Raw genomic sequence first — 15,020 nt, forward strand, 5'->3', positions numbered from 1 at the left:
AGCGTTCTTCGACCTGGCCGACGCCATCATCACCGTCCGTAGCCTCATCCGCCGCGCCTGGATCACCCACCGCTGGAAGGGCCGCCCGGATCGACGTCGATGACGCTCACCAATCCGCGCGGCCTCTTATTGATGGAGAAGAAATTCAGGCCGGGCCCGGCGTCGATGATCGGCGGGTGGCTCATCCCGCCTTGCTCCCCTCTGCCGTGTGATCGCCGTCATCATCGTCTGGCGTGTTCAGGGCCTCATCCAAGGCCGCCAGGTCCACGTGCACGTCGGGCAACTCGGAGGGGGCAGCCCACGCGATCGCACGCTGGACGGGCACAACGCCTGCCTCGCGCAAGTCCGCCTCGGCGGCATCCAGCGTGATACCGCGCAAGGTGGCGATTGCCTGCGCAGACAGCACGCCTTCTTCGTAGCCCTTGATCGCGCGGGCGAGCAACCGTTGTGGTGCCCTCCGCTGATTGGAGTCGGCTTGCAATGCGCGGTACTGGTCGCTCCATCCGAACCGGGCGGCCAATTGTGGCGCAGTCAGCGCCATCCACTCGTGCTCGGTGTCGTCATCGATGTATCTGGCCTGATTCAGCGCAATGGCCGCGATCTGCGGTGATACCCGGAACCGCTGAACAACCTCAGAGAGGGTGGGTTGGGCCACCAGTTCCCGGTTCCCGAGGAACTCACGCAGGCCCTCGACTGGTACGAGCAGGTGCCGAGCGAAGACGTCGGCTCGAATCTCCGCGGGAGTTCGGTCGCTCCAGCTACCCGCACTGCCGTCTGTCCAGTCCTCGAACAGCACGTGGCCAAGTTCGTGGGCGAGCGTGCTGCGTTGCCGCATCGGGTTCCGGGTGCGCGCGACGCCGATGAACACGGCATCGCGCGCCGGGTCCCGCATCGTCAGGCCGTGCTCATCCGGGCCTACGTCGAGTACGGCCACGTCGATTCCGGTCGCCTGTTCGATGACCGCCACAAGGTCACCCAATGGCTGCACGCCCAAGTGGTGCTCGTGGCGGAACCGCGCGGCGGCGGTACGTCCCTCAGTCTCGGCGTTCAAGGTCATCTACCCGTATCAGACCGTGGCGGGAATGGCCTGGTCGTCCAGGTAGTCGTTCAGTTCTACGAAGTGCAGCAGCGCCTCTCGCATTCGATCCATGTCAGAGTCGTTAGTCGCTCGCGCCGCGCACTGCGTCCGGTCGGCCACCGTCCCAGCCTCAGTGAGTTGGGCGACTGTATGCCCGGTTGCCCACGCGATCGCCACCACCTCCGGCATCTTCGCCGGCCTATCCCCAGAGATGATCCGCGACAAGGTGGGCTGCGAGATACCGGTCGCGTCCGCAAGGGCACGCTGGCTAAGACCCGCGGCAATACGGGCACGCTCAATCAGCGCACCGACACCAGTCGTCATCGTAACCACCCTTCCAGAACTGAATCATGATCGATTCATGTGATTCAGTATAGCTCGGTGCGGCATAGAGTGCCAGCACGAGCAGCTCGGCTCGGTCCTGCAGCCCAGGCCACAGCGGGTGACTGAGATCAGTGGGGTGCCATCGCATTGGCCTGTGTATCCACGCGGGCCTCAGGAGGAGCGACCCGCGGGCGTCATTCATGTCCAACGGGACATGGCCTCCACCTTCCAGGTCTCAGGGCCTCTCAGTCGGTCAGGCCCTGTCGCCTCATGGGCGGTGGGTCATGACGCGGTAGGTGATGGCCAGGCCGACAACGCACCAGGCTGTCAGCATCGCGAACGGCGCTATCGAGATTCCGGCTGCCGGGACCTGGAGCGTTTCGCGGATTGCCTGTGCCATGGAGGCGAACGGTAGCCAGTCGTGGGTCTCGGCGAGCCAGTGGGGGAGGCGGTCGGCTGGGAAGTTGATCGGGGCGAACATCAGGGCCACGAAGAAGATGAGCTGGCTTATCGCGCCCGCGACCTCTGGTTTGGCCGCGTAGGCGACCGCGTAGCCGATGGCCACCGAGCAGATCGCGACCAGGAGCATGGCCGGTGCGGCCAGCCAGCTGATGCGCAGGTCGAGGTCGAAGCGCAGGACCGCGACGCCCAGGGCCGCGGCCAGGCCAGGCAGGGCCAGGGCCACCCAGACGGTGGCGTCGGCGGCGAGCATGGCCAGCCGGGGCACCGGCATGGAGCGCTGGTAGTCGAAGATGCCGGTGAGCTTGGCCTGGGCCACCAGTTGCGGCGCGGCCACCATGCCGACGGTGATCAGTCCGAGGGTGAGGGCCCCGGTGGAGAGGTAGAACCCGGTGGTCTGGTCGGCGTCCGGGAGCAGGAACGAGAAGCCGATTACCACGCCGACGCTGAGCAGGGTCTGCAGCACCAACAGCAGGGGCAGCATGCCACGCAGCCGCAGGAGGTTCCACCGCAACAGGAGTCCGTAGCTACGCAACGCGTGCCCCCTCCTCCGCACCGGCAGGATCAGGACCGACGAGTCCGATGTAGACCTCCTCGATGCTGACGGGTGTGACCGCGAACTCCTCCACCCGGCCCTGGCCGCGTTCCCGCTGCGCCCAGGTGAGCGCCTCGCCGGCCGCGGCCGCGTCGATGGGCACGACCACCCGCCGCCCGGTGCGTACGGCGGCCCCGGCACCGGTGACCTCCGCCGCCAGCCGTAAGGCGGTCTCGTCGTCCACGGCGACCAGTTCCAGCCGCAACCGGTCGGCATAGCCGTGGCGCAGCTGGGCCGGGGTTCCCTCGGCCACTACCCGGCCATGGTGGAGTACGGCGAGGCGGGTCACGCCTCGTTCGGCCTCGACCACGTTGTGGGTCACCACCAGGACCGCGGACCCGTCGGCGGCCAGCGCGGCGATCTGTTCCCAGAGCAGGCGGCGGCGTACGGGGTCGACGTCGTTGGTGGGCTCGTCGAGCATCACGATCCGCCCCGGTTCCGCGGCGGCCATGCAGAAGGCGGTCAGCCGCCGTACGCCGCCGGAGAGCTTCTGCCCGGGTTCGTCGGCCCAGGCCCCGAGGTCGAGCGCGTCGAGCAGCGCGCCGGTGCGCTCGCGGGCCCGGCGGCGGCCGGCGCCGCGGATCCTGGCCATGGTGTCGATCGCCTGCCGTGGCGTCACGCCGTCGAGCGGGGCGTGTGCCTGCGGCTGCAGCGAGCACGATCGGCGGGCCAGCGCGGGATCGGCCACCGCGTCGGCGCCGTCGATGTGGATGGTGCCCGAGGTCGGCTTGACCAGCCCGGTCACCTGGTTGAGCAGCGTGGTCTTGCCGGCCCCGTTGTGGCCGAACAGGCCGAGCACCTGGCCCTCGTCGACGCCGAGGTCGATGCCGTCGTTGGCGCGGACGCCGCGCCGGTAGTCCTTGGTCAGCTGATGGATGCGAAGTAGCACGTGCCGCTCCCGTCAATGGGTACGGTCGGCCAGCGCGTCCTTCACCGCCTTGCTGGCCCGGAACACGCCGACGATCTTGATGGATTGGATGGTCTGCCGGGCGAGCTCCGGAGACACGTCAGAAGCGATGGACAGCAGGCCGGTGAGCGCGATGTTCAGCCGCTCGCCGGCCTCCGCGTGCCACTCCAGCTCCGCCCGGTCGTAGGAGATGACGCCGATCGCCAGCTCGCGCCGGCTCATGCTGGTGCGCACCTCGTCGTCATGGCGGTTGAGCTGGTTGCGGATGGCGGTGCGGATGAAGTCGGTGCGATTGGAGTAGAAACCCTCCTCCACCAGAAGGTCGACCTTGCCCAGGTCGACGACGTTCATGTTGATCGTGATCTTTTCCGCCTCAGGCATGCCTGGATGGTACCGGTCGAGTATTACCGCACCATCCGAGCACCATCCATATGGATGGTAGATGGATGGTGCTAAGACGGTCAACCACACCTGCGGATCTCGTGGTTGACGGTGGCTGGGCGTTACCATAAAGTTTCGGCACGGTAGCGAAATATTTCGGTATCACTTTCGGCTTGCCGGGTTCCTGGTGGGGCTCGGTTAGCGAGACCTGCGCTCCCAAGGTCACTGGTACGCCCCTCGGGTCGAAAGGATGTTCCCATGAGGTTGAGGCGCCTCGTCTTAGCCAGCGCTGTCGCGGTGGTGCTGGCGGGCACGTTGAATGTGGTTCCGGTTTCGGCGGGAAGCACCCCGCAGGAGCCGTCCGGGCAGAGCCTGCGCGCGCTGGGTGCGCGGCACGGCCTCTACATCGGGACGGCGGTGGACATGGCGACGCTCGACGACGCCAGCGAGCCGCAGTACCGGCAGCTGGTCGCGTCAGAGTTCAACACGGTCACCGCCGAGAACGTCATGAAGTGGGAGAGCCTGGAGCCCACCCGGGGGAACTACGACTGGGGACCGGCGGACAAGCTCGTCGAGTTCGCCAAGAAGAACAACCAGAAGGTGCGGGGGCACGTGCTGGTCTGGCAGAACCAGTTGCCGGCCTGGCTGACCGAGGGCGTCGCCAACGGGACGATCACCACGGCCCAGCTGCGCGACCTGCTGCGCAAGCACATCACCACGGTGGTCAAGCGGTACAAGGGCAAGATCTGGCAGTGGGACGTGGTCAACGAGGCCGCGAGCGACCCCTGGGACACCCCCGCGGAGATCCACCTGAAGGGGTTCTGGGCGCAGCATCTGGGCGCGGGCTACATCGCGGACGCGTTCCGGTGGGCGCGGGCGGCCGACCCGAGCGCCCTGCTGTTCTACAACGACTACAACCTTGAGGCGTTCGGCGACAAGGGACTGTCGGACAAGACGTACTACGTCTACAAGATGGTCAAGCAGCTGCGGCAGAGCGGCGTCCCGATCGACGGGGTCGGCAGCCAGGGGCACCTCGGCACGCAGTACGGCAACTTCGACGCCTTCCAGGTGAAGGAGGCGCTGGACGCCTTCTCCGACCTGGGGCTGGCCACGGCGTTCACCGAGGTGGACGTGCGCAGCCAGATGACGGCGGGCGTGCAGGCCGGGGACTCCAACGAGATCAACCCCAGGCTGCAGGCGTCGGCCGCCAACTTCAGCGTGCTGATGCAGGCGTGCCTGGCCAACCGGCACTGCCTGTCGTACACGGTGTGGGGATTCACCGACAAGCACTCGTGGGTGCCGGGCTGGTTCACCAACCCGCCGGAGGGTCTGGCCACGCTGTATGACGAGAACTACCAGCCGAAGCGGGCGTACAACTCGATCAAGGCGGATCTGATCTTCTCGGGGCCGCCGTACGTGCAGCCGAGGATTCCGCAGAATCCGAAGCGATAGCTCAGCGAAGGACCGTGACACCTCGGTGTCACGGTCCTTTGTCATGTCTCAGGAGGTCAGCGCCTCGGTGAGGGAGGCGTGGACGGGGATGTAGCCGGTCAGGCCGACGAGTTCCATGACCTTCTTGGGGGAGGGGCGCGGGGAGCAGACGGCGACCGTGCCCTGGTTCGCGCGGGCGTGGTGGTAGGCGTCAAGGAGGACCCTGATGCCCGCGCTGTCCATGAATGTCATGCCCGCCAGGTCGAACAGCAGGTGGGATGAGATGCGCTGGGCGATCTCCACCTGCTCCTGGAGCACGCCGATCGTGGTGGCGTCCACGTCGCCGAGGACGGTGATCACCACGTATGGGTCGTGCCGGTCTGTGAGCACCTGCAGGCTTGGCATCAACATCCCTTCGCCGTCGTAGTACAACGATGCCCGCAATTCGGCCCCGTGTCGTCAGGTGGCGCCTGCCGTGTCGCGAAATGTCTGGCGGTAGCTGAGGGGCGCGACGCCGACGGCCGCGTGCAGGTGCTGGCGGAGCGAGACGGCGGTGCCGAAACCGGAACGGCGGGCCACCACGTCGACCGGGAGGTCGGTGGTTTCCAGCAGGTGGCGGGCGTGCTCGACCCGCTGGCGGGTGAGCCAGCGGGCGGGGCTGAGGCCGGTCTCCTCGCGGAATCTGCGGGTGAAGGTCCGCACGCTCATCCGGGCGTGGCCGGCCAGGGCGGCGAGGTCGAGCGGTTCGTGCAGGCGGGTGAGCGTCCAGGCCCGGGTGGCGGCGGTGGACAGGCCGCCGGCCTCGGGCAGCGGGCGTTCGATGAACTGGGCCTGGCCGCCCTCCCGGAAGGGCGGGGTCACGCAGCGCCGGGCCGCATGGTTGGCGATCTGGCTGCCGTGGTCCTGGCGGATCACGTGCAGGCACAGGTCGATTCCGGCCGCGCTGCCCGCCGAGGTGAGGATGTCCCCGTCGTCGATGAACAGGACGTCGGGGTCGAGGCGTACCTGCGGGAAGAACGTGCGGAAACGGTCGGTGTGCCGCCAGTGGGTGGTGGCCGGGCGGCCGTCGAGCAGGCCCGCCGCGGCGAGGACGAACGCGCCGGTGCAGATCGACATGACCCGGGCGTATCGGGCCGCCCGCCGCAAGGCCGAGGCGAGGTCGTCGGGAATGGTGCCGTTGTCCCAGGCGGATCCGCCGTGGATGCCGGGAACGATCACCGTGTCGGCGGAGTCCAGGACGGACAGATCGTGATCCGGCAGCACCTGGTACCCGGCCTCGCAGGGGACGGGCAGCCCACCTCGCGTACAGGTCACGACCTCGTAGAGATGCCGCCCGTCCGAGTCCGCCGACCGGAACACCTGCCCCGGAATGCCCAGATCCAGCGGAGCGAAGTGCTCCATCGCCACCACGACCACCCGATGCGGCTTGTACGCCATGGCCGGATTCTTTCACATATTGGCTATCAGGCCACTCGTCAGACGATATTTCGCGACGAGAGGATGGACGCCATGACGATAACCGGCAATCAGGACGAAACGGAGGGTCCGCTAGTCGGGCCGGCAAAACGCGGGTTAAAGGTACATCGGGCCTGGATCGTCGCCGCCGTCGCCCTGGTGGCGATCATCGGCGCCGCCGGGTTCCGCGCCACGCCCGGTGTCTTCATCAGCCCGCTGGAACGCGAATTCGGCTGGTCCCGCGCCACGATCGGCTTCGCGGTCTCGGTCAACCTCATGTTCTTCGGCCTGACCGCCCCCTTCGCCGCCGCCCTGATGGACCGGTTCGGCATGCGCCGCGTGGTCACCATGGCCCTGGCCCTGGTCGCCCTGGGCAGCGGCGTCACGATCTTCATGACCCAGAGCTGGCAGCTCGTGCTCTGCTGGGGCGTCCTGGTCGGCCTGGGCACCGGCTCGATGGCCCTCGTCTTCGCCGCCACCCTGGCCGACCGCTGGTTCGTCCGCCACCGCGGCCTGGTCATCGGCGTGCTCACCGCCGGCGGCGCGACCGGTCAGCTCATCTTCCTGCCGGTGCTGGCCATCCTGGTGGAATCCTCCGGCTGGCGCGCCGCCGCGCTCACCGTGACCGCCTCCGCGCTGGCCGTCGTCCCGCTGATCTGGTTCCTGCTCCGTGACCGGCCGCAGGACCTCGGGCTCAGGCCGTACGGCGCGACGCAGGACACGCCGGCGACCGTCCCGAGCGGGGGCGCGGCCGCCCGAGCGGTCAGGGTGCTGCGGGACGCGGCGAAGACGCGCCCGTTCTGGTATCTGGCGGGTGGTTTCGCCATCTGCGGCGCCAGCACGAACGGCCTGGTCGGCACCCACTTCATCCCGGCCGCGCACGATCACGGCATGGCCGAGACGACCGCCGCCGGGCTGCTCGCCGTGGTCGGGATCTTCGACATCGTCGGGACCATCCTGTCCGGCTGGCTCAGCGACCGCATGGATCCGCGCATCCTGCTCGGCGTCTACTACGCGCTGCGCGGCGCCTCGCTGCTGGTCCTGCCGCAGCTGTTCGCGGAGACCGCCCAGCCGAGCATGCTGGTCTTCATCATCTTCTACGGCCTGGACTGGGTGGCCACCGTGCCGCCGACGGCCGCGCTCTGCCGCCGGATCTACGGCGCTGACGGCGGCGTGGTCTTCGGCTGGGTCTTCGCCTCCCACCAGATCGGCGCCGCCTTCGCGGCCACCCTCGCGGGCCTCACCCGCGACCACCTCGGCCACTACGACCTGGCCTGGTACGGCGCCGGCGCCCTCTGCGCGCTCGCCGCGATCATGTCCTTGCTGATCGCCCGCGATCGTGCGGCATCCTTGACCTCGTGACCCAACGAGTGCTCCCCCTGGTGGTGCGGATCGAGCGTGCCACCCCGCCCGAGCGCGTCGACGCGCTGGAAGCCGCCGCCCGGGGCGTGCTGGCCCTTTTGGACGAGCCGGGCCAGTGGGCGGAAGCCGTACAGGAGTGGGAGCGGATCGGGATTCGCAAGGTGGTGCGGCGGGCCAGGGGCGCGGAGTGGCGGCGGGTGCTGGAGCTCCCGGGGCTCACGGCGACGGTGGGCACGGCCGAGGTGCGGGTGCATCCGCCGATCCCGCTGGACGGGTGGCCGAAGGAACTGTCCCGGCTGCAGGTGTCGGGGACGGATCTGGAGGATCACCACGCGCTGGGCGCCGCCGGGGATGTGGTGTTGTGGGTGAATCCGGGGCTGGACATGTCGGCGGGCAAGGCGATGGCGCAATGCGGGCATGCCGCGCAACTCGCCTGGTGGGGGACGGGACCCGAGGAGCGGGAAGCGTGGCGTTCCGAGGGGTTCGCGCTGGATGTGCGGACGGCCGCACCGGACGACTGGCGGGAGCTCGTGGAGAGCGGCCTGCCCGCGGTCAGGGACGCGGGCTTCACGGAGATCGAACCCGGCAGCGTCACCGTGATCGCGGACACGCCCTGGCTCCGGCGGGGTGGTTTCCGGCCGGAGGGCTGGGGACCGCTGCGTCACACCTGAACGATGTCCGCGTAGACGCCGTCGAGGGTCAGGCGGTCCGGTGCCGGGGTGTCGTACACGATCAGCAGGCGGCCGTCCGGGAGCAGGGCCAGACCTTCGGGGCGGTCCGCGCCTGGAACCATGGGCAGCTCGGTGACCAGCGTCGGCGGGTTGGCGAAGTCGCCGTTGGGCCGCCAGCGCAGCACCCGGAACGCGCCGTCCAGGGTCATCGTCGGCCCGGCCAGGATGAGCAGGTCATCCCCGATCGGGCAGAGATCCCGGATGCCGAGACCGTCCAGATCGACGAAGTGGGTCTGGTAGTCGCCGTCCAGGCGGAGACGGTGCGGATCGTGCGGATTCGTCTCGGGCCTGATCTCCAGGATGACCGCCCAGCCGCGGAGCACGGGACCGCGTAATCCGACCAGCACGCGGGATCCGATGACCGCGATGCCCTCGATGTCGAATCCGTTGTCCTTGCCGGGCAGGTGCAGGAACGGGCCGAGATGGTCGTCGTCGTCGAGCATGTCCGCGAGGTTCCGGCCGGGACCGGACAGGATGGCCGCCGTTCTGCGACCGTCCTTGCGGACCGGGACCGGAAGTCCGTCGTGTTCGACGAGCGGGAGCCGTACCAGGATGAAGCGGTTCTCCTCCCGCAGCACCGACGCCAGCCGCTTGCGGGCCTTTTCGCCGGTCTGACCTGGTTTGACGCGTTTGCGCTTGAGGCTGTGCGAGCCGACCGCCCACAGCCAGCCGTCGGCGCGGCCCAGGCCCTCGATGTCGGCTTCCTCGTCCGGACCGGCCGGCAGGTCGACGAATTCGGACAGCCGAAACGAATGATGATCTTGATAGGCGCCGTCCCGCCACGTGAGGCGTTCGACGGCTGAGGACTCGTCTCCGGCCACCCAGAGGCAGTGGCCGTCCTGGCGAACGGCCGACAGATCGTGATGGATACCGGTACCTGCGGTGAAGCGGAGTTCGACGCGCACGCCACCATTATCGGACCAATTATCGGGTACGGACCTGTTCCCGAAGTGTGATGGTGATCGCACCCGAAAATACCCGGAGTTCGCGTACGCTCCCGTTCGTGTCACCTGGGGATTATGGGACTAAGGCGGTTCCGACATACGTCGCGGCTGAGGCCGAGACCACACCGCTACCGAAGATCACGATCCCGGAGCTTCCACCGCCGCCACCGTCGGGCAAAGGCCTTGGTGACCTGCCGATGCGGTTGGTCTACCGGACTGTCGCGGGCGCCGTGGTCGTCGGGCTCGTGGCCGTGCTCGTCGCCGCCGTGGTGGCGACCAGGGAGGAGCCCGGCACGCTCCCGGCCGCCGCGGCCCCCTCGCCGACTCCCACGTTCGCGCCGCCGTCCCCCACCCCCTCGTCCGGGGGCGCGGTCGTGGCCTCCGCGGCGCCCAGCCCGTCGGCGAGTTCGGCGCTGACCGCCGCCCAGGAAGATCCCCGGGTGCCCGCGTTGCCCGCTGCCGACAGCAAGCTGGCCACCCTGGCGGGGCGTTCCGCGCCCGTCCGGGGTTCCATCAAGGACGAACGATCCGGGGTCGCCGTGCCCCGGTTCAGCGCGGAATGGAGCCTGGCCAAGGCGTCGCCGTTCGCCTCCCGCCAGCTGCTCGGCAAGATCAAGGGCATGGCCTACCGGGGCATGCTGGTCTCCTGCCCGGTGCCGATCGAGGTGCAGGACAGCCTGCGCGACACCGCGTTCCTGGCCGCCCGCTGGACCCTCAACCACCACCCCGCCGGCGCGACGCTGGAGTGGACCGCCTCCCAGCCGATCACCGTGGACGACCGGAACGGCTGGCTGCTCGGCTACGAGGTCAACTACACCGTGAAGGGCGACAAGCGCCGCTCGATGGCCGCGCTCGCGCTGCTGGACGTGCCGGAGAGCAAGCCCGCGCTGGTGTTCGTCACGGTCCCCGACGCCCAGAAGAAGCGCTGGCGCGACATCAACACCGTAATGTCCAAGATTAAGGTGCTTTAGAGAGCTCCGAGCTGGGGAGATATAGCGCCATCGGATAATCGGGGGGTTTTCCAATGGCGAATTTGATCGCTATCGCGTACGACGACGTCTCCACCGCCGTGGACGTCCGGGACAAGGTTCAGCAGCTGCAGAAGGAGCGGCTGATCGAGCTCCGGGACATGGCGATCGTCGAACGCACCATGAACGGCAAGATCAAGATGAAGCAGATGGTGGGCACCACCGGCGCGGGGGCGGCCGGGGGAGCGCTCTGGGGCGGGCTCATCGGGCTCATCTTCTTCATGCCGTTCCTCGGCATGGCCGTCGGCGCGGCCACCGGCGCCGCGATCGGCGCGATGAGCGACGTGGGGGTCGACGACAAGTTCATGAAGGACCTGGCCGAAGGCCTCAAGCCGGGCACGGCGGCGCTCTTCCTGCTCATCGACAAGAGCACGCCGGACAAGGTCATCCCGCAGCTCGCGCCGTACGGCGGGCGGATCATCCACACCTCGCTCAGCAAGGACCAGGAGGACCAGCTCAAGCACGCCGTGGCCGCGGCGCGCGGCTGAGCCCCGTCGTCGACGGGCGGGGGGAGACCCGTGGCCGACCAGCCGCAGGAGCGCAGGGAACCGGACAAGCCCGCGGGCGAGGACGAGCCCAAGCCCTGGCGCGCCGAAGGTCTCCCCCCGGGTAAACCGCAAGGCCCGAAGATCAACTGGTTCCGGTTCGCGCTGACCTTGCTGATCACGTACGCGCTGTTCTTCGTGGTCTCCTCGTTCTATGACGGGGAAGCGGTGGAGACGATCTCGTACACGCAGTTCATCAAGCAGGTCGAGGCCGGGAACGTCAAGGACATCTACGCGACCGGATACTCGATCCAGGGCGACCTGAAGGCGCAGGCCAAAGATCCCGACGGCAACAAGACGTATACCAAGTTCTCGACGGAGATGCCGGTCTTCGCCAACCAGGACCAGATATTTCAGCTTTTGACCAGCCAGAACGTGACGGTGAAGGCGGAGCCGCTCAGCGACTCGCGCGGGACGTTCTGGAATCTCGTGCTGTCGCTGCTGCCGGTGCTGCTGCTGGCCGGGGTGTGGATGTGGCTGCTGCGCCGAGGCACCTCCATGATGGGCGGCGGCGGCCTCAGCGCGCTGGGCAGATCCCGGGCGGCCCACCCGATCGCGACCGACAAGGTCAGGGTCACGTTCGCGGACGTGGCCGGGATCGACGAGGTCGAGAACGAGCTCATCGAGATCGTGGACTACCTCAAGGAGCCCTCCAAATACCGCAAACTCGGTGCGAAGCTCCCCAAAGGGGTGCTGCTCACCGGGCTGCCCGGCACCGGCAAGACGCTGCTGGCGCGAGCCGTCGCGGGCGAGGCGAGCGTGCCGTTCTTCTCGGCCAGCGCCTCCGAGTTCATCGAGATGATCGTCGGCGTCGGCGCGTCCCGGGTCCGCGAGCTGTTCACCGAGGCCCGCAAGGTCGCGCCGTCGATCGTGTTCATCGACGAGATCGACGCCATCGGGCGGACCAGGGGCGCGGGCGCGCTCGGCGGGCACGACGAGCGCGAGCAGACCCTGAACCAGATCCTCACCGAGATGGACGGTTTCACCGCCGGGGAGGGCGTGATCGTCATCGGGGCCACCAACCGCCCCGAGATCCTCGATCCCGCGCTGCTGCGGCCCGGGCGGTTCGACCGGAACATCGTGGTCTCCCCGCCGGACGCGGCGGGCCGTACCGCGATCCTCAAGGTGCACACCCGGGGCGTCCCGCTGGGCGCCGACGTCGACCTGGCCAGGCTCGCCAAGAGCACCCCCGGCATGACCGGCGCCGACCTGGCCAACCTGGTCAACGAGGCCGCCCTGCTCGCCGCCAAGCGCGGCAACGTCCAGGTCCACTCCGCCGACCTCGCCGACGCGCTGGAAAAACTCCAGCTCGGTACGGCTCGCGCCATCGTGATGCCCGAAGACGAACGAATCCGCACGGCCTTCCACGAAGCGGGCCACGCCCTGCTGGGCATGCTCCAGCCGGGCGCCGACCCCGTACGAAAGATCTCGATCATCCCGCGCGGCCGGGCGCTCGGCGTGACCCTGTCCACGCCGGACAACGACCGGTACGCCTACGACGAGAACTACCTGCGCGGCCGGATCGTCGGCGCGCTGGGCGGGATGGCCGCCGAGCAGGTCGTCTTCGGGCTGGTCACCACCGGGGCGGAGAACGACCTGGAGCAGGTCACCGCGATCGCCCGGGGCATGGTGGGCCGGTGGGGGATGTCGCCCAAGATCGGCCCGCTGAACATCCTGCCGCAGGACGAGCAGCCCCAGGCGGCCGCGGCGACGCTGGCCGAGGTGGACGGGGAAACCCGCAGGATCGTCGAGGAATGCTACGAAACCGCGCAACAGGTGATCCGGGATAACCGCGACAAACTCGACAACATCGTGAGTGCGCTGCTGGAGCGGGAAACCTTGGACGAGACCGAGGCGTACGAGGCGGCGGGCATTCCCCCGCGGATCGACATCCAGCGTGGCAGGTAGTTGTCAGCGCGGGGCGTATGAACGTCCTTGGCTGGTCGCCACCGCGTAGCGGGTGCCGTGCTCGTCGGCGAGGGTTCCGGTGGTGACGACCAGGGACGGGCCGAGGAGGGCGTCGGTGGTGACGTGCAGCCAGCCGTCCGGCGGGGTGGTGGCCCAGGTGACGCACAGGTCGAGGGAGACCATGTGCAGGTCGGTGAGGGTGGTCGCGCGGTAGGCGGCGTCCAGGAGGTGGGCGTCGAAGAGGATCACGTCGAGGAGCTGGCGGGGGAGCGGCTCCAGGTGACGCTCGAAGGGGCGGGCCCAGAGCTCCACGTGTGGCGGGCCGTTCTGGAAGGTGGCGTACGAGGTGGGGTAGTCGATGGCGCGTTCGTCGATGTGGCGGAGGAAGGGCGCGTCCGGCCAGGACCATTCGATAGTGGGGCAGTCGTCCCAGGACCGTTGGGGTGGTGTGGCGCGCGGGTGGGTCGCGGATGGGAACAGGTCGGGGCGGGTGAACCAGGCCTGGACCGAGGCCAGTGGTTCCCCGCCCTGGTGCGCGGTCACGCGGCGGGCGGCCATCGAGCCGCCGGCGCGCAGCTGCTCGATGTCGAAGAGCAGGGCGCCCGGGCGTACCTGGCCGGTGAAGACGACGTGCAGCGCGCTCAGAACCTGGCCGTCCAGGCCGTCGGCGGCGGCCAGGGCCGCGAGCGAGGCCGTCCAGCCGCCGAACACGACACCCCGGAAGCTGATGTCACCATCCACGTCGGCGCGGAGGGACTCGCCTTCGTGGGTGAGTTTGACCGGCCCGAAGACGGTGTCCCACACGATCGCCATGCTGCTTATTATCCGGGATTGCGCCACAGCCGGCGGGTGGCGAGCACGGCGACCAGCAGGCCGAGTGTGGTGAGCGCGCCGCCTTCGCCGACGAACCATGGTGAATTCTCGGTGGGGGTGGTCATCGCGCCCGCCACGAAGTAGAGCGCGGCGTTGAGGGTGGCGTGCAGGATGAGCACCGGCCAGATGCTCTTCGTCCGCACGCGGAGCCAGACCAGCGGGAAGGCGATCGTCACCGATTGCACGGCGAAGCAGGGGATGGCGTAGAAGATCGGGACGCCCTGGTCGATCGCGCCGGGGACGAACAGCATCATCGGCACGTGAAACGACGCCCAGCAGAGGCCGACGATGAGGGCGGTGGCGTCGGTGCTTCTGGTCTGGGCGAGCTGGGTGGTCAGGAAGGAGCTCCAGCCGATCTGCTCGCCGAGGGCCAGGATCACGTAGGGGACGATGCCGGGGAGCAGGCCGAGCACGACCGCGAGCGCGGGGTGCAGACCGGTGGAGTCGGTCACGTTTCCGGGCGCGAAGCGGGCCAGGCCGGTGACCCAGGCGGAGCCGTAGCCGAGGGCGATGCCGACGACGGGGACGATCCAGGCGATGCCGAGCGTGCGCCACGGCACCCTGCGGAAGCCCCAGTCGAACCCTCGCAAACCGCGGCCTCCGGCGAGCCAGGCGGCCAGAGCGGCCAGCGTGGGGGCGAACGCCTGGCTGTAGACGGCGAGTTGCGCGCCGATGGGGGCCTCGCCGACGCGGTTGAGATCAAGACCTTGGGAGATCGCGTACGCCAAGGCGGGCAGCACCAGCACGAGCAGCACGACGGCGAACACGGTCAGCTGCTTGCGAACCAGGGTGAGCGAATAGGTGGTATCCATGGCCGGAGTCCATCGGTGGACTGGTCCCATTCGCCTGATCGGCGGGTCCCCTCCGAGTCCCGATCGATCTGGAGAGATCATGGCGTCGGGGCGATCCTAAAAGGTCCCCTGGTGAGGTCTTGCCTGTGGTCATGTTGCGTGTTCGCGGGGGTGGAGCCCGAGGGTAGACAACGGGCTGGGTGGGTGG

Annotated in this window: 16 protein-coding genes and 1 pseudogene; 7 read left to right on the top strand and 10 right to left on the bottom strand. The window is 68.7% G+C overall.

Annotation, left to right across the window (positions count from 1 at the left end):
- Nucleotides 1-103, top strand: a pseudogene (locus tag ABGB08_RS52925) (IS5/IS1182 family transposase); the annotation flags it as partial.
- 78 nt (nt 104-181) lie between these two features.
- Here ABGB08_RS52925 and ABGB08_RS52930 read toward each other — a convergent pair.
- The 5 genes from ABGB08_RS52930 to ABGB08_RS52950 form a co-directional block, all read right to left on the bottom strand.
- Nucleotides 182-1,057, bottom strand: a complete 876-nt coding sequence (locus ABGB08_RS52930; RefSeq protein WP_347607613.1) for an ImmA/IrrE family metallo-endopeptidase — start codon at nt 1,055-1,057, stop codon at nt 182-184.
- Between the two features lie 9 nt (nt 1,058-1,066).
- Nucleotides 1,067-1,402: a helix-turn-helix transcriptional regulator gene (locus ABGB08_RS52935; RefSeq protein WP_347607616.1), complete on the bottom strand. Its 336-nt coding sequence runs from the start codon at nt 1,400-1,402 to the stop codon at nt 1,067-1,069.
- Between the two features lie 268 nt (nt 1,403-1,670).
- Nucleotides 1,671-2,396, bottom strand: coding sequence for an ABC transporter permease (locus ABGB08_RS52940; RefSeq protein ID WP_347607619.1), 726 nt, complete (start codon nt 2,394-2,396; stop codon nt 1,671-1,673).
- Nucleotides 2,389-3,345: an ABC transporter ATP-binding protein gene (locus ABGB08_RS52945; protein ID WP_347607622.1), complete on the bottom strand. Its 957-nt coding sequence runs from the start codon at nt 3,343-3,345 to the stop codon at nt 2,389-2,391. The genes ABGB08_RS52940 and ABGB08_RS52945 overlap by 8 nt, the downstream gene beginning before the upstream one ends.
- Before the next feature lie 12 nt (nt 3,346-3,357).
- A complete protein-coding gene (locus tag ABGB08_RS52950) occupies nt 3,358-3,744 on the bottom strand; it encodes a CopG family transcriptional regulator (protein ID WP_155358104.1) in 387 nt (128 codons plus the stop codon).
- A 258-nt stretch (nt 3,745-4,002) separates the two neighbouring features.
- Between ABGB08_RS52950 and ABGB08_RS52955 the strand changes: the two genes are divergently transcribed.
- Nucleotides 4,003-5,196, top strand: coding sequence for an endo-1,4-beta-xylanase (locus tag ABGB08_RS52955; protein ID WP_347607625.1), 1,194 nt, complete (start codon nt 4,003-4,005; stop codon nt 5,194-5,196).
- 48 nt (nt 5,197-5,244) lie between these two features.
- On the opposite strand, the gene ABGB08_RS52960 is transcribed toward ABGB08_RS52955, so the two are convergent.
- Nucleotides 5,245-5,580 (bottom strand): STAS domain-containing protein, encoded by a 336-nt coding sequence (locus tag ABGB08_RS52960; protein WP_347607628.1) that lies wholly within the window; start codon nt 5,578-5,580, stop codon nt 5,245-5,247.
- A 54-nt stretch (nt 5,581-5,634) separates the two neighbouring features.
- Nucleotides 5,635-6,612: a helix-turn-helix domain-containing protein gene (locus ABGB08_RS52965; protein ID WP_347607631.1), complete on the bottom strand. Its 978-nt coding sequence runs from the start codon at nt 6,610-6,612 to the stop codon at nt 5,635-5,637.
- Nucleotides 6,613-6,684: 72 nt separating this feature from the next.
- On the opposite strand from ABGB08_RS52965, the gene ABGB08_RS52970 reads away from it, so the two are divergent.
- Entirely contained in the window at nt 6,685-7,992 is a 1,308-nt protein-coding gene (locus ABGB08_RS52970) for an MFS transporter (RefSeq protein WP_347607634.1), read from the top strand.
- Complete coding sequence (locus ABGB08_RS52975; protein WP_347607637.1) at nt 7,989-8,663, top strand: aminoacyl-tRNA hydrolase; 675 nt, start codon at nt 7,989-7,991, stop codon at nt 8,661-8,663. Before ABGB08_RS52970 ends, ABGB08_RS52975 begins: the two co-directional genes overlap by 4 nt.
- Here ABGB08_RS52975 and ABGB08_RS52980 read toward each other — a convergent pair.
- Entirely contained in the window at nt 8,654-9,628 is a 975-nt protein-coding gene (locus ABGB08_RS52980; protein WP_347607640.1) for a DUF3616 domain-containing protein, read from the bottom strand. The two genes, ABGB08_RS52975 and ABGB08_RS52980, sit on opposite strands and share 10 nt — an antisense overlap.
- Before the next feature lie 236 nt (nt 9,629-9,864).
- Here ABGB08_RS52980 and ABGB08_RS52985 point away from each other — a divergent pair, with 236 nt between their 5' ends.
- Genes ABGB08_RS52985 through ftsH form a run of 3 tightly spaced genes read left to right on the top strand, consistent with a single transcriptional unit; the run spans nt 9,865 to nt 13,148 of the window.
- Entirely contained in the window at nt 9,865-10,638 is a 774-nt protein-coding gene (locus ABGB08_RS52985; protein ID WP_347607643.1) for a hypothetical protein, read from the top strand.
- A gap of 53 nt (nt 10,639-10,691) precedes the next feature.
- The gene (locus ABGB08_RS52990) at nt 10,692-11,183 is read left to right on the top strand and encodes a DUF1269 domain-containing protein (RefSeq protein WP_347607646.1); all 492 of its coding nucleotides are present in this window, start codon (nt 10,692-10,694) and stop codon (nt 11,181-11,183) included.
- Nucleotides 11,184-11,213: 30 nt separating this feature from the next.
- A complete protein-coding gene (gene ftsH, locus ABGB08_RS52995) occupies nt 11,214-13,148 on the top strand; it encodes an ATP-dependent zinc metalloprotease FtsH (protein WP_347607649.1) in 1,935 nt (644 codons plus the stop codon).
- 3 nt (nt 13,149-13,151) lie between these two features.
- Here the strand turns inward: ftsH and ABGB08_RS53000 are convergent, their stop codons facing one another.
- Nucleotides 13,152-13,961 carry an acyl-CoA thioesterase domain-containing protein gene (locus ABGB08_RS53000; RefSeq protein ID WP_347607652.1) on the bottom strand — a complete coding sequence of 270 codons (810 nt, stop codon included), beginning with the start codon at nt 13,959-13,961 and terminating at the stop codon, nt 13,152-13,154.
- An 8-nt stretch (nt 13,962-13,969) separates the two neighbouring features.
- Nucleotides 13,970-14,833, bottom strand: coding sequence for a CPBP family intramembrane glutamic endopeptidase (locus tag ABGB08_RS53005; protein WP_347607655.1), 864 nt, complete (start codon nt 14,831-14,833; stop codon nt 13,970-13,972).
- Between the last annotated feature and the right edge of the window lie 187 nt (nt 14,834-15,020).

It is taken from the genome of Acrocarpospora sp. B8E8 (assembly GCF_039871605.1).
In the GTDB taxonomy this organism is placed as follows: domain Bacteria; phylum Actinomycetota; class Actinomycetes; order Streptosporangiales; family Streptosporangiaceae; genus Acrocarpospora; species Acrocarpospora macrocephala.

Bases quoted from the DNA above. Each gene is read 5' to 3' on its own strand.
- ABGB08_RS52930 (WP_347607613.1), bottom strand. From the start codon at position 1,057: ATGACCTTGAACGCCGAGACTGAGGGACGTACCGCCGCCGCGCGGTTC.
- ABGB08_RS52935 (WP_347607616.1), bottom strand. From the start codon at position 1,402: ATGACGACTGGTGTCGGTGCGCTGATTGAGCGTGCCCGTATTGCCGCG.
- ABGB08_RS52950 (WP_155358104.1), bottom strand. From the start codon at position 3,744: ATGCCTGAGGCGGAAAAGATCACGATCAACATGAACGTCGTCGACCTG.
- ABGB08_RS52955 (WP_347607625.1), top strand. From the start codon at position 4,003: ATGAGGTTGAGGCGCCTCGTCTTAGCCAGCGCTGTCGCGGTGGTGCTG.
- ABGB08_RS52960 (WP_347607628.1), bottom strand. From the start codon at position 5,580: ATGCCAAGCCTGCAGGTGCTCACAGACCGGCACGACCCATACGTGGTG.
- ABGB08_RS52965 (WP_347607631.1), bottom strand. From the start codon at position 6,612: ATGGCGTACAAGCCGCATCGGGTGGTCGTGGTGGCGATGGAGCACTTC.
- ABGB08_RS52970 (WP_347607634.1), top strand. From the start codon at position 6,685: ATGACGATAACCGGCAATCAGGACGAAACGGAGGGTCCGCTAGTCGGG.
- ABGB08_RS52985 (WP_347607643.1), top strand. From the start codon at position 9,865: ATGCGGTTGGTCTACCGGACTGTCGCGGGCGCCGTGGTCGTCGGGCTC.
- ABGB08_RS52990 (WP_347607646.1), top strand. From the start codon at position 10,692: ATGGCGAATTTGATCGCTATCGCGTACGACGACGTCTCCACCGCCGTG.
- ABGB08_RS53000 (WP_347607652.1), bottom strand. From the start codon at position 13,961: ATGGCGATCGTGTGGGACACCGTCTTCGGGCCGGTCAAACTCACCCAC.
- ABGB08_RS53005 (WP_347607655.1), bottom strand. From the start codon at position 14,833: ATGGATACCACCTATTCGCTCACCCTGGTTCGCAAGCAGCTGACCGTG.